The organism is Bacillus sp. FSL R5-0397 (assembly GCF_038593395.1).
Taxonomy (GTDB): domain Bacteria; phylum Bacillota; class Bacilli; order Bacillales; family Bacillaceae; genus Bacillus; species Bacillus altitudinis.
In genome coordinates, this window is record NZ_CP151992.1 from 1555070 (window position 1) to 1568660 (window position 13591).

General features: G+C 40.8%; 13 protein-coding genes. All 13 read left to right on the plus strand.

Annotated elements, in window-relative coordinates; genetic code table 11:
• The first annotated feature begins 162 nt into the window (after positions 1–162).
• The 13 genes from topA (at position 163) to fliI (ending at position 13586) form a co-directional block, all read left to right on the plus strand.
• Complete coding sequence (gene topA, locus NSQ70_RS07865) at positions 163–2238, plus strand: type I DNA topoisomerase (RefSeq protein ID WP_342502537.1); 2076 nt, start codon at positions 163–165, stop codon at positions 2236–2238.
• Positions 2239–2308: 70 nt separating this feature from the next.
• Positions 2309–3613, plus strand: coding sequence for an FADH(2)-oxidizing methylenetetrahydrofolate--tRNA-(uracil(54)-C(5))-methyltransferase TrmFO (trmFO, locus tag NSQ70_RS07870; protein WP_007499618.1), 1305 nt, complete (start codon positions 2309–2311; stop codon positions 3611–3613).
• Positions 3614–3675: 62 nt separating this feature from the next.
• Positions 3676–4593: a tyrosine recombinase XerC gene (gene xerC, locus NSQ70_RS07875; protein ID WP_342502538.1), complete on the plus strand. Its 918-nt coding sequence runs from the start codon at positions 3676–3678 to the stop codon at positions 4591–4593.
• Positions 4594–4607: 14 nt separating this feature from the next.
• The gene (gene hslV, locus NSQ70_RS07880) at positions 4608–5153 is read left to right on the plus strand and encodes an ATP-dependent protease subunit HslV (RefSeq protein WP_007499614.1); all 546 of its coding nucleotides are present in this window, start codon (positions 4608–4610) and stop codon (positions 5151–5153) included.
• Between the two features lie 16 nt (positions 5154–5169).
• The gene (hslU, locus tag NSQ70_RS07885) at positions 5170–6570 is read left to right on the plus strand and encodes an HslU--HslV peptidase ATPase subunit (protein ID WP_008344818.1); all 1401 of its coding nucleotides are present in this window, start codon (positions 5170–5172) and stop codon (positions 6568–6570) included.
• Between the two features lie 34 nt (positions 6571–6604).
• Complete coding sequence (gene codY / locus NSQ70_RS07890) at positions 6605–7384, plus strand: GTP-sensing pleiotropic transcriptional regulator CodY (RefSeq protein ID WP_007499612.1); 780 nt, start codon at positions 6605–6607, stop codon at positions 7382–7384.
• Between the two features lie 290 nt (positions 7385–7674).
• Entirely contained in the window at positions 7675–8064 is a 390-nt protein-coding gene (gene flgB, locus NSQ70_RS07895) for a flagellar basal body rod protein FlgB (RefSeq protein WP_017359092.1), read from the plus strand.
• Positions 8064–8516 carry a flagellar basal body rod protein FlgC gene (flgC, locus tag NSQ70_RS07900; protein ID WP_007499610.1) on the plus strand — a complete coding sequence of 151 codons (453 nt, stop codon included), beginning with the start codon at positions 8064–8066 and terminating at the stop codon, positions 8514–8516. The genes flgB and flgC overlap by 1 nt, the downstream gene beginning before the upstream one ends.
• Before the next feature lie 11 nt (positions 8517–8527).
• Positions 8528–8845 carry a flagellar hook-basal body complex protein FliE gene (gene fliE, locus NSQ70_RS07905; protein ID WP_342502539.1) on the plus strand — a complete coding sequence of 106 codons (318 nt, stop codon included), beginning with the start codon at positions 8528–8530 and terminating at the stop codon, positions 8843–8845.
• Positions 8846–8895: 50 nt separating this feature from the next.
• Complete coding sequence (gene fliF / locus NSQ70_RS07910) at positions 8896–10488, plus strand: flagellar basal-body MS-ring/collar protein FliF (RefSeq protein WP_024720350.1); 1593 nt, start codon at positions 8896–8898, stop codon at positions 10486–10488.
• Between the two features lie 11 nt (positions 10489–10499).
• Positions 10500–11516 carry a flagellar motor switch protein FliG gene (fliG, locus tag NSQ70_RS07915; RefSeq protein ID WP_008344808.1) on the plus strand — a complete coding sequence of 339 codons (1017 nt, stop codon included), beginning with the start codon at positions 10500–10502 and terminating at the stop codon, positions 11514–11516.
• Positions 11509–12273: a flagellar assembly protein FliH gene (gene fliH / locus NSQ70_RS07920; protein ID WP_024720351.1), complete on the plus strand. Its 765-nt coding sequence runs from the start codon at positions 11509–11511 to the stop codon at positions 12271–12273. Before fliG ends, fliH begins: the two co-directional genes overlap by 8 nt.
• The gene (fliI, locus tag NSQ70_RS07925; protein WP_008344803.1) at positions 12270–13586 is read left to right on the plus strand and encodes a flagellar protein export ATPase FliI; all 1317 of its coding nucleotides are present in this window, start codon (positions 12270–12272) and stop codon (positions 13584–13586) included. Before fliH ends, fliI begins: the two co-directional genes overlap by 4 nt.
• Positions 13587–13591 lie beyond the last annotated feature (5 nt).

Genomic DNA, 13591 nt, shown 5'->3' on the forward strand with positions numbered 1-13591 from the left:
TAATAATAGTGAGGATTTAAGTTTACACTTTGTTTTTCGGGTTTATAATGATGTTCATCATAAAGAATTTTTAACGATTGCCTGTTAGATAGGTGCAATTAACATAAATATAAATTTGTGAAATGGATAAAGAGAGAACACCTCTTAAGGGGGATTTTGAGTATGGCTGATTATTTAGTCATCGTTGAGTCGCCAGCAAAGGCGAAAACGATTGAGCGTTATTTAGGAAAAAAGTATAAAGTAAAGGCTTCAATGGGGCATGTAAGGGATTTACCGAAAAGTCAGCTTGGTGTTGACACTGAGCATGACTTCGAACCGAGATATATTACGATTCGAGGAAAAGGTCCAGTCTTAAAAGAATTAAAAACAGCAGCGAAGAAAGCAAAAAAAGTATATCTCGCAGCTGACCCCGACAGAGAGGGAGAAGCGATTGCTTGGCATTTAGCCCACAGCCTTGACCTTGACCTCTCTTCAGATTGCCGCGTTGTCTTTAACGAGATTACAAAAGATGCAATTAAAGATTCCTTTAAACATCCACGTATGATCGATATGGACTTGGTTGATGCGCAGCAGGCAAGACGGATTTTAGATCGTCTCGTTGGATATAAAATCAGCCCGATTTTATGGAAGAAAGTCAAAAAGGGTTTAAGCGCCGGTCGTGTTCAATCAGTTGCACTCCGCCTGATTATTGACCGCGAGAATGAAATTAATGAATTCAAACCAGAAGAATACTGGACAATTGATGGCACCTTCCTAAAAGGGAAAGAAAGTTTTGAAGCGAGTTTCTTTGGCGTAAATGGCAAAAAACATCCGCTAAAAACAAAAGAAGATGTAAAAGAAATCCTTTCGAAATTAAAAGGAAGCAAGTTTTCTGTTGAAAAAGTGACGAAAAAAGAACGTAAACGCAACCCAGCTGTTCCGTTTACAACATCTACCTTACAACAAGAGGCAGCGAGAAAACTAAACTTCCGTGCGAAGAAAACGATGATGATTGCACAGCAATTATATGAAGGAATTGATCTTGGTAAAGAAGGTACAGTAGGTCTCATTACATATATGAGAACGGACTCGACACGTATTTCCAATACGGCAATTGAAGAAGTATCTGCTTTCATTGATCAAACGTATGGCAAGAATTTCTTGAATACAACAAAACGTACTACCAAAAAGAGCGAAAATGCACAGGATGCTCACGAAGCCATCCGTCCGACTTCTACACTAAGAAAACCAGCAGATGTCAAACACGTGCTAAGCAGAGATCAGCTTCGTCTTTATAAATTGATTTGGGAACGTTTTGTGGCAAGCCAAATGGCACCAGCTGTTCTTGATACAATGAGTGTGGATCTTGAAAATAACGGGCTTACTTTCCGTGCAAATGGGAGTAAGGTGAAATTCCCTGGATTTATGAAAGTATATGTTGAAGGGAAGGACGACCAGTTAGAAGAAAAGGACAAAATGCTTCCTGATCTGAAAGAGGGAGACACCGTTCTTTCAAAAGATATTGAACCAGAGCAGCACTTTACGCAGCCGCCTCCACGCTACACTGAGGCTAGACTTGTCAAAACCCTTGAAGAGCTAGGTATCGGCCGCCCATCGACGTATGCACCAACATTAGATACCATTCAAAAGCGCGGCTACGTGGCACTTGATAACAAACGGTTTATTCCAACAGAGCTTGGAGAGATTGTGCTCAACTTAATTATTGAATTCTTCCCTGAAATCATTAACGTAGAATTTACTGCGAAAATGGAAAAAGAACTTGATAGCGTTGAAGAAGGTACGATTGAATGGGTACGCATTATCGACAGTTTCTATCAAGATTTTGCAAAACGGGTAGAAAAAGCAGAAGCAGAGATGCAGGAAGTTGAGATCGAGCCTGAATACGCCGGAGTTGATTGCGAAGAGTGTGGTCATCCAATGGTGTACAAAATGGGGAGATACGGTAAGTTCATGGCATGCTCTAATTTCCCTGACTGCCGTAACACAAAACCAATTGTCAAAGATATTGGTGTCAAATGCCCGACTTGTCACGAAGGAAATATCGTTGAACGGAAATCTAAGAAGCGCCGCATTTTTTACGGTTGCGATCGTTTTCCAGAGTGTGAATTCGTGTCTTGGGACAAACCAATTGAAAGAAAGTGTCCAAAATGCGAAAATATGCTTGTAGAGAAAAAGCTGAAAAAAGGCATTCAAGTTCAATGTGTGAACTGTGATTATAAAGAGGAACAACAAAAATAGCGGTGAGCAGCCTTGTTCACCTGCTTTTTTATGTCATCAAATAGAACTTACGAAATAGGAGAGTTGTACAATGAGTCAATTTGTAAATGTGATTGGAGCAGGTTTAGCAGGAAGTGAAGCGGCATGGCAAATTGCCAAGCGCGGAATTAAAGTTCATTTGTATGAAATGAGACCTGTTAAACAAACACCAGCTCACCACACTGATAAATTTGCGGAGCTCGTATGCAGTAACTCATTGCGTGCGAACGCTTTAACAAACGCAGTAGGTGTACTAAAGGAAGAAATGCGTCATTTAGACTCAGCAATCATCGCAGCAGCAGATGAAAGCTCGGTTCCTGCTGGTGGAGCGCTTGCAGTAGATCGTCATGAATTTGCAGCTAACGTCACAGACCGCGTGAAAAATCACCCGAATGTGACGGTCTTTCAAGAAGAAGTGCAAAGCATTCCAGAAGGTCCGACGATTATCGCAACGGGTCCTCTTACATCAGAAGCACTTTCAAAAGAATTAAAATCCTTAACAGGTGAAGAGTATTTATATTTCTACGATGCAGCAGCGCCGATCCTCGAGAAAGACAGCATCGATATGGATAAAGTGTACTTGAAATCACGTTATGATAAAGGGGAAGCGGCTTATTTAAACTGTCCGATGACAGAAGAAGAATTCGATCGTTTTTATGAGGCGCTCATTTCTGCTGAAACTGTGCCGTTAAAAGAGTTCGAAAAAGAAATCTTCTTCGAAGGCTGTATGCCCATTGAAGTCATGGCCAAAAGAGGGAAAAAAACCATGTTGTTTGGCCCGATGAAACCAGTCGGACTTGAAGATCCAAAAACAGGGAAAAGACCTTACGCTGTGGTTCAATTAAGACAGGATGATGCAGCAGGTACTTTATATAATATTGTTGGGTTCCAAACACATCTAAAATGGGGCGATCAAAAGGAAGTATTCCGTTTGATCCCAGGTCTTGAAGAGGCAGAGATTGTTCGCTATGGTGTGATGCACCGTAATACATTTATTAACTCGCCAAGCCTTCTAAAACCGACATATCAATTTAAAAATAGAGACGACTTATTCTTTGCCGGACAAATGACTGGTGTTGAAGGATATGTTGAGTCCGCAGCTTCAGGACTAGTGGCTGGAATCAACGCAGCTCGTTTTGTTAAAGGAGAAGAGCTTGTGACACTTCCAGAAGAAACAGCGATTGGCAGTATGGCTTACTACATCACATCAACAAACAAGAAAAGCTTCCAGCCGATGAATGCAAACTTTGGCTTGCTGAAAGATCTTGGCGTTCGAATTAAAAACAAACAAGAGCGCTATGCAGAGTACGCTAAACGCGCAATCGAAACTATTCAAACTATTTCGAAATCTCTGTAGTAAAACATTGCACGGGAAGCAAGATATGTGATACCATTTAAAAGCCTTAAAGAGGTGTAAAAATGACAGATAAACAGCGTCTTGTCCACTTATTCATTGAATATTTGCAGATTGAAAAGAACTATTCAGCTTTAACGATCTCGGGTTATACTGAGGCGATTGAAGAGTTTGTCAGATTTATGAACATTCAAGGAATAGACGGTTTTGAAGAGGTATCCTATCAAGATACGAGAATTTATTTAACAGAAGCTTATGAAAAAGGCCTTACAAGAAGAACGATTAGTAAGAAAGTCTCTGCACTTCGCAGCTTTTATAAATTTTTATTAAGAGAACAGCTTGTGAAAGAAAATCCTTTTTTACTCGTTAGCTTACCAAAGCAGGATAAGCGAATTCCTTCCTTTTTGTATGAAGAGGAACTAAAAGAGCTATTTACAGTTTCTGATGTAAATACACCGCTTGGTCAAAGAAATCAAGCCATTTTAGAACTTCTTTATGCAACAGGTATGAGGGTCAGTGAGTTATGTTCATTAAAAGAATCTGATCTTGATTTATCGATGGATACAGTGCTTGTTCATGGGAAAGGCAGCAAACAGCGGTATGTACCTTTCGGCTCTTATGCACATGAAGCGCTCTCCACATATTTAGAGGATGGAAGGCAGAAGCTGAAAGTGAGGGGAAAGGATCGTGCTGATTCACATGTGTTTTTGAATCAGCGCGGAGCTCCTCTTACAGACAGAGGCGTTCGATTCATTCTAACTGAATTAATGAAAAAGGCGTCTGGCACATTACATATCCATCCTCACATGTTAAGGCACACCTTTGCTACGCATCTTTTAAACGAGGGAGCGGATTTAAGAAGTGTTCAAGAACTTCTTGGTCACTCAAATTTATCATCAACACAGGTGTACACGCATGTATCAAAAGATTCTTTAAGAAAAACGTACATGTCTCATCACCCAAGGGCTTTTAAACGATCCTAAAAGGAGGTTTTTTCATGTCATCATTTCATGCAACCACAATCTTTGCCGTTCAACATAAAGGAAAAAGTGCGATGGCTGGAGACGGTCAAGTCACTTTTGGGCAGGCTGTCGTCATGAAACACACAGCAAAAAAAGTGCGCCGTCTTTTCGGAGGCAAAGTACTCGCAGGTTTTGCTGGTTCAGTTGCAGATGCATTTACACTCTTTGAGAAGTTTGAAACGAAGCTTGAAGAATACGGTGGTAACCTAAAACGAGCAGCTGTAGAACTGGCGAAAGAATGGCGAAGTGACAAGATGCTCAGACAGCTTGAGGCCATGCTGATCGTCATGAATAAAGAAAGCATCCTGCTCGTATCTGGAACAGGAGAGGTCATCGAGCCAGACGATGGCATTTTGGCTATTGGTTCAGGCGGTAACTACGCGCTTAGCGCCGGGAGAGCACTCAAAAAACATGCAGGTGACCATCTCTCAGCTCGAGAGATTGCAAAGGCGGCTCTTGAAACGGCCGGAGAAATCTGTGTCTACACGAACGATCAAATCACTTTAGAAGAGCTTGAATAGAAAGGACATGAGACGTATGGAGAAAAAGCCGTTCACCCCAAGAGAGATAGTTGAAAAGCTCGATCAGTACATTATTGGTCAGCTTGATGCGAAAAAAGCAGTGGCGGTGGCTTTAAGAAACCGTTACAGAAGAAGTCTTTTACATGATAAGCTAAAGGATGAAGTCGTTCCTAAAAACATCTTAATGATTGGTCCGACAGGTGTGGGGAAAACAGAAATTGCCCGCAGAATTGCAAGGATTTCTGGTGCACCTTTCATTAAAGTGGAAGCGACGAAGTTTACTGAAGTTGGATATGTCGGACGTGACGTAGAATCAATGGTCAGAGATTTAGTGGAAACAGCAATCAGACTAGTCAAAGAAGAAAAAATGAAGGATGTTCAAGAAGAAGCGGAAAAACAAGCAAACAAACGGCTTGTTCATCTACTTGTTCCTGGAAAGAAAAAAAGTCAGTCTGTGAAAAATCCTTTTGAGATGCTGTTTGGTGGTTCTGATGCTGATGAAAGTGATCGAGATCACTCAAGTGAAGAAGTAGAGCTTGAATCGACGAGAAAACGCATTGCGCACCAGCTGGCGATGGGTGAACTTGAAGACCATTACGTCACGATTGAAGTCGAAGAGCAGCAGCCTTCCATGTTTGATATGCTTCAAGGCTCGGGTATGGAGCAAATGGGTATGAACATGCAGGATGCGCTTAGCAATCTCATGCCTAAAAAGAAAAAACGCAGAAAGCTGACCGTCAGAGAAGCGAGAAAAGCGTTAACTGCTGAGGAAGCTTCAAAACTGATTGATATGGATGAAGTCGGTCAGGAAGCCGTGCAAAAAGCAGAGCAGCAAGGAATCATCTTTATCGATGAGATCGATAAAATTGCCAAAAGCGGTGGTGCATCGTCTGCAGATGTTTCTCGTGAAGGGGTTCAACGTGATATTTTACCGATTGTAGAAGGTTCCACTGTGATGACGAAGTATGGGGCTGTGAAAACAGATCATGTTCTATTTGTAGCAGCAGGCGCTTTTCATATGGCGAAACCCTCGGATTTGATTCCAGAGCTTCAAGGGCGCTTCCCAATCCGTGTAGAATTAGATAAATTAAGTATAGAAGACTTTGTGAAAATCTTAACGGAACCAGATAACGCGTTATTAAAGCAATATAAGGCTTTACTTGAAACAGAAGGTATATCTCTTGAATTTTCTGACGATGCTATTCATAAGATTGCCGAAGTGGCTTATCACGTCAATCAGGAGACGGATAACATCGGTGCAAGAAGGCTTCACACCATACTTGAGAAGCTGCTTGAAGAGCTCTCATTTGAGGCGCCTGATATTACAATGGAAACAGTGACCATTACCCCTCAGTATGTAGAAGAGAAGCTAGGAAAGATTGCAAATAATAAAGACTTAAGTCAATTTATACTTTAACAAATGAATAAAGTAATCTAGGAGGATCATTATTATGGCGTTACTACAAAAAACAAGGATTATTAACTCGATGCTGCAAGATGCAGCGGGGAAGCCGGTTAATTTCAAAGAAATGGCAGAAACATTGAGAGATGTCATTGATTCAAACATTTTCGTTTTAAGCAGAAGAGGGAAACTTCTTGGCTACTCCATTAACCAGCAGATTGAAAATGCACGTATGAAAAAAATGCTGGAAGATCGTCAGTTCCCTGAAGAATATACAAAAAGCTTATTCAATGTCCCTGAAACATCTTCAAACCTTGACATCAACAGTGAGTACACAGCTTTCCCGATTGAGAACCGTGATTTATTCCAATCAGGTTTGACAACGATTGTACCAATCATCGGAGGCGGAGACCGCTTAGGGACGTTAATCCTTTCTCGTTTGCAAGATACATTCACAGATGATGATTTAATTCTTGCTGAATACGGCGCAACAGTTGTTGGAATGGAGATTCTTCGCGAGAAAGCGGAAGAAATTGAAGAAGAAGCAAGAAGTAAAGCGGTTGTTCAAATGGCAATCAGCTCTCTTTCATATAGTGAGCTTGAAGCGATTGAGCATATCTTTGAAGAACTTGATGGAAACGAAGGGCTGCTTGTGGCAAGTAAGATTGCTGACCGTGTAGGAATCACTCGTTCAGTGATCGTAAACGCACTTCGTAAATTAGAAAGTGCAGGCGTTATTGAATCTCGTTCCCTTGGAATGAAGGGAACATACATCAAAGTATTAAACAACAAATTTTTAATTGAACTTGAAAATTTAAAATCTCACTAATCAAAAAAAACCCTTTTCGGCCGAAATAAATGCTGAAAAGGGTTTTTTTGTATAAAAAATGAGGATTTGTCCGAAAAATGACACTCTTTTTTCGAAGAAACCCCTTACAATTCTGTAGTGCTTTGAATCTAGGTCTTTATACCTATTCGTAAAATAGATATATATTACGAGTTTTTTTTACAATTACATCATAGACTTTAATCCTATTATTTCTTACAATGAACATATGGTTTTACAAATCTCGACATGATTAAATGGAATGAAATACATATGATTGGAGGTATATGGTTTTGGATATATTTTCTGGAACGATAAGTAACCTTGAGAATGCCTTGGGCAGAGCGAACGTTAAGCAAAAAGTCATAAGCAATAATATCGCGAATATAGACACACCGAACTACAAGTCTAAAAAAGTTGCATTCCACGACATGCTAAATGATGCGTCAATCAAATTAGATGCTAAAAAAACATACCAAGGTCACATTGATTTCTCTAAAACAGGGTCTAATTATTCAGTTGTTTCGAGTAACCGTACTTCTTATCAAGAAAACGGAAATAATGTCGATATTGATCAAGAGATGAGTGAACTCGCTAAAAACCAAATTCAGTATAATGCGTTGGTTGAAAGAATGAGCGGAAAGTTCAATTCTCTTAAAACAGTTTTGACAGGAGGTAAGTGATGTCGATTTTTTCAGGCGTGAACGCTTCGGCCTCAGCATTAACAGCACAGAGGCTCAGAATGGACGTTGTATCCTCTAACCTTGCGAATATGGATACAACAAGAGCTAAACAGGTTGATGGCAAGTGGGAGCCTTATAGACGCAAGCTCGTCACATTACAGCCGTCAGGTGAATCATTTTCATCTATATTGAACTCAAGCATGAATTCGAGCGGCAAATTAGGAAACGGCGTCAAAGTAACAAAAATTACTGAAGACGAAACTCCATTCAACCTTCAATATGATCCTACAAATCCCGATGCCAATGAAAATGGATATGTTCAAACACCAAACGTTGATCCATTAAAGGAAATGGTTGATCTCATCAGCAGCTCAAGATCATATGAAGCAAACGTGACTGCGCTGAATGCGAATAAAAGCATGCTGATGAAAGCTTTAGAAATAGGAAAGTAAGGTGAAAAGAATTGGTTAACGCAATATCTCCTTTCCAGCTTCAAACCGCTCAGCAAGCAAGTGAATTGACGAATGCATCGTCTGTGCAGGCGGCTGCACCTAAAAGTCAAACGAATTTCTCTGATGTGCTGAAGAATTCCATTGAGGCATTAAATCAATCACAGCTGAAATCAGACCAGTATACGAATGCTCTCGCACAAGGGAAAGATGTCAATCTCGATGAAGTCATGATTGCTTCACAAAAAGCGAGTGTGACACTCACAGCTGCAACCGAGTTTCGGAATAAAGCAGTCGAATCGTACCAAGAGATTATGAGAATGCAGATGTAGGAGGTGCTGGTGGACAAAAAATAGACTGAATGGAATGACCGGGGGTTAAGATGAATCGTACTTTAATGCAATTAAGAACAAAAACAGTTGAGTTTTGGCGAAATCGATCAAAATTACAAAAAATACTCATGATTGGCGGCGTAGCTGCCCTAGCAATCATTATTACGGTTGTTAGCATCTTTGCTTCTTCTGAAAAAATGGTTCCGTTGTTTAGAGATTTGTCTGAGGCAGAAGCAGGACAAATCAAACAGGAACTGGATGGCAAAAACGTTAAATCGGAACTTGCAAATAACGGAACGACGATTTTAGTTCCAGAAAAGCAAGCAGACACTTTAAAAGTAACACTTGCATCAGAAGGACTTCCTAAAACGGGGAATATTGATTACTCCTTCTTTGCGAACAATTCCGGCTTCGGTTTAACAGATAATGAATTTGATGTTCTGAAAGTAGACGCAACTCAGACAGAACTATCCAATCTGATCAACACGATTGATGGGATTAAAGATTCAAAGGTTATGATTAACCTGCCAAAAGATTCCGTTTTTGTTGGAGAAGAGCAAAGTAATGCATCAGCATCAATTGTGCTGCAAGTTCAACCAGGCTACACGCTTACTCAGCAACAAGTAAAAGGCCTTTATCATCTTATTTCAAAAAGTGTGCCGAATTTAAAAACAGAAAACATTGTCATTATGGACCAAGATTCCAACTACTATGACTTAAACAGCAGCTCAGATTCCTATGCAAGTGGAATGGATGCACAGCAGCAGAAAAAAGAGGAGATTGAAAAGAATCTTCAACGAAAAATTCAACAGCTACTTGGAACGATGATGGGTCAAGAGAAAGTTGCCGTATCGGTCACTACAGACATTGATTTTACTGAAGAAAAAAGAAAAGAAGATCTTGTCGAACCAGTTGATCAAGAAAACATGCAAGGAATTGCTGTCAGCGCTGAAAAGATTGCTGAAACTTATTCAGGCAATGGTGCAGCAGCTGGAGGCACCGCTGGAACAGGTGACGATGATGTCACAAATTATCAAGGTGCCGATGGAACGAATGGAAGCGGAGATTACGAAAAGAGCGAAGATCGTATCAATTATGAAGTCAACCGCATTCATAAAGATATCAAAGAAAGTCCTTATAAAATCAGAGACGTTGGCATTCAGGCACTGGTTGAACCACCTACTGCAAACGATCCGAACTCATTAACTGCTGAAAGGCAGGATGATATCAAAAAAATTCTTTCAACCATCATCAGTACATCGATTGATAAAGAATACACAAACGGTCAAGCGCTCACTCAAGCTGACTTAGATAACAAAATCGTTTTATCTGTATCAAAATTAGACGGTAAACAGCAAACGGCAGCAGAAAACCCTTCAAACAATATTCCAATTTGGGTTTATATTGTTGGCGGTGTGCTACTACTTGCCATTATCGCTCTCATTATCCTTCTCGTACGTAAGAGAAGAAAAGATGAGGAAGAAGAGTTTGAGTTTGATGAACGTACACCAATTCATGTTCCTGATATCGATACTGAGCCAGAAACAGAAGAAATGGTGAGAAAAAATCAGCTTGAAAAAATGGCAAAAGATAAACCAGAAGACTTTGCTAAATTGCTACGCAGCTGGCTGTCCGAGGATTAGGAGGAATACACATGTCGAGAAAAGATCCAAATCGACTAACAGGCAGACAAAAAGCAGCAATCCTAATGATTTCCTTAGGGCTAGACGTGTCAGCATCTGTATACAAACATCTGTCTGAAGACGAAATAGAAAAATTAACATTAGAAATTTCAAATGTAAGAAGTGTAGATACTGCTAAAAAAGATGAGATCATCGAAGAATTTCACAGCATTGCCATCGCGCAGGACTACATATCACAAGGTGGCCTTATGTACGCAAGACAAGTGCTTGAAAAAGCGCTTGGTGAGGACAAAGCGGACAGCATCTTAAATCGCTTAACATCCTCACTTCAAGTGAAACCATTTGATTTTGCTAGAAAGGCTGACCCAGAGCAAATTTTAAACTTTATCCAGCATGAGCATCCACAAACCATTGCGCTCATTCTTTCCTACCTAGATCCAGTACAGGCTGGACAGATTTTATCTGAGTTAGGCGAGGAAGTACAAACCGAGGTTGCAAGAAGAATTGCTTTAATGGACCGCACATCTCCAGAGATCATCAATGAGGTGGAACGTATTCTTGAACAAAAGCTTTCTTCAACCTTTACGCAAGATTATACCCAAACGGGCGGAGTCGAAGCGGTAGTCGAAGTCCTGAATGGTGTAGACCGTGCAACGGAGAAAACCATTTTAGATACACTGGAAATTCAAGATCCTGAGCTTGCTGATGAAATTAAGAAACGTATGTTTGTCTTTGAAGACATTGTTACTCTTGATAGCAGAGCCATTCAGCGTGTGATTCGAGATGTTGAAAATGACGATTTACTACTTGCACTCAAAGTGGCAAGCGAAGAAGTCAAAGAAATTGTCTTCCGCAACATGTCGCAACGTATGGTCGAAACGTTCAAAGAAGAAATGGAGTTTATGGGACCTGTCCGGCTTAGAGATGTCGAGGAAGCACAGACTCGTATTGTCAGCATCGTAAGACGACTTGAAGAGGCTGGAGAAATCGTCATAGCTCGAGGTGGAGGAGACGATATCATTGTCTAGGATTATCAAACATGAAACATCTGTTATTCCTGAACAAGGCCGTCAAACCATTCCCTTGCAGCAAGTGGAATTCAAAAGAGAACATCACGAAGAAGAGCTTGTCAACGAGACAGAAGCATCTCAACTTGTATTAAGTGATGCGCAAGATGAAGCAAGCCGTATTTTAGAACAAGCAAATCGTGAGCTGGAACAAACAATGGCTGAAATCAATCAGCGGCGAGCTGATTTTGAAGCAGAAAGAGTACAGCTCATTGAAGAAGCGAAACAAACAGGATATCAAGATGGTTTTCAAAAGGGCGAAGCAGATGCGAATTTACAGTATCAATCGATTCTTGATCAAGCGAATGACATTGTCAGCCTTGCAAAGCAGGACTATGAAGCAAAAATCGAAAGCTCTGCTGAAGAAATTGTCGAACTTGCGTTTGAGCTCGCTAAACGAGTATGGAATGCAGCTGAGGACACAAAAGAACAATTTTTAACGCTAGTGAAGCAGGTCGTTTCAGAAGTGAAGGAATATGACGATATTTCCATCTATGTCGACCCTGCACATTACGAACATGTGATGGAATATAAAGACGAATTAAATAGAATCCTTCAAAAGAATACACATCTTGCCATTTACTCGGATGAAAAAGCACCAAAAGGTACTTGTTACGTCGAAACAAGCTTTGGAAAAGTGGAAGCGAGTGTTGATACCCAAATGAATCAGTTAAAAGAAAAGTTATTAGAAGTCATTGATTCAGGTGATCACAAATGAACATAGATGTGCTAAAAGAAACGATTGAAACCGCCGATCCTTATAAACGTTTTGGTAAAGTCAATCGAGTTGTTGGACTGATGATCGAGTCCAAGGGGCCAGAAAGCTCAATCGGTGATGTATGTCTTATTCACAAAAAAGGGAGTAAGAATCATCCGATCAAAGCAGAAGTCGTTGGCTTTAAAGATGAAAACATTCTACTCATGCCCTACGTAGAAGCCTCTAACATCTCACCAGGCAGTCTTGTTGAAGCAACAGGTGAATCGTTAAAGGTCAAAGTAGGAACTGGTTTAATCGGGCAGGTTGTTGATGCCTTCGGTGATCCACTGGACGGCAGCATGCTTCCTAAAGGACTTGCACCTGTCTCAACAGAACAATCTCCTCCAAACCCGATGGACAGACCGCCTATTCGTGAAAAAATGGGCGTTGGTGTCAGAGTGATTGACAGCTTGCTCACAGTCGGCACTGGTCAAAGAATTGGCATATTCGCGGGAAGCGGTGTTGGTAAAAGTACCTTGATGGGGATGATTGCCAAGCAGACAGAAGCGGATCTCAATGTCATTGCACTTGTTGGAGAGCGTGGACGTGAAGTTCGCGAGTTTATCGAAAAAGATTTAGGAGCTGAAGGACTGAAGCGTTCGATTGTTGTTGTCGCAACTTCAGATCAGCCCGCACTGACAAGATTAAAAGCAGCCTATACTGCAACAGCTATTGCCGAATATTTCAGAGACAGAGGCAAAAATGTCATGTTTATGATGGATTCTGTCACAAGGGTCGCCATGGCACAGCGGGAAATAGGACTTGCAACCGGTGAACCGCCAACAACAAAAGGATATACGCCTTCAGTGTTCGCTATACTGCCAAAATTGCTAGAACGAACTGGTACAAATCAACTTGGTTCCATCACAGCGTTTTACACAGTGCTTGTTGATGGTGACGATATGAATGAGCCGATCGCTGATACAGTGCGGGGGATTTTAGATGGCCACATAGTACTTGATCGTGCACTGGCCAACAAAGGACAGTTTCCAGCTGTCAATATTCTGAAAAGTATCAGTCGTGTCATGAGTAATATCGCAAGTCATGATCACAAGGAAGCGGCTAACCGGTTCCGCCAGCTTTTATCCACATATCAAAACGCTGAAGACCTCATTAACATTGGAGCATATAAAAAAGGCTCCTCTAAAGATATTGATGAGGCCATGCAAGCTTACCCACAACTGATTTCATTTTTGAAGCAGGATGTTGAAGAGGCTGTATCGATTGAAGACAGCGTGAGGATATTGCTCAGTTTGATGAATAGAGAGGATTGACAAAA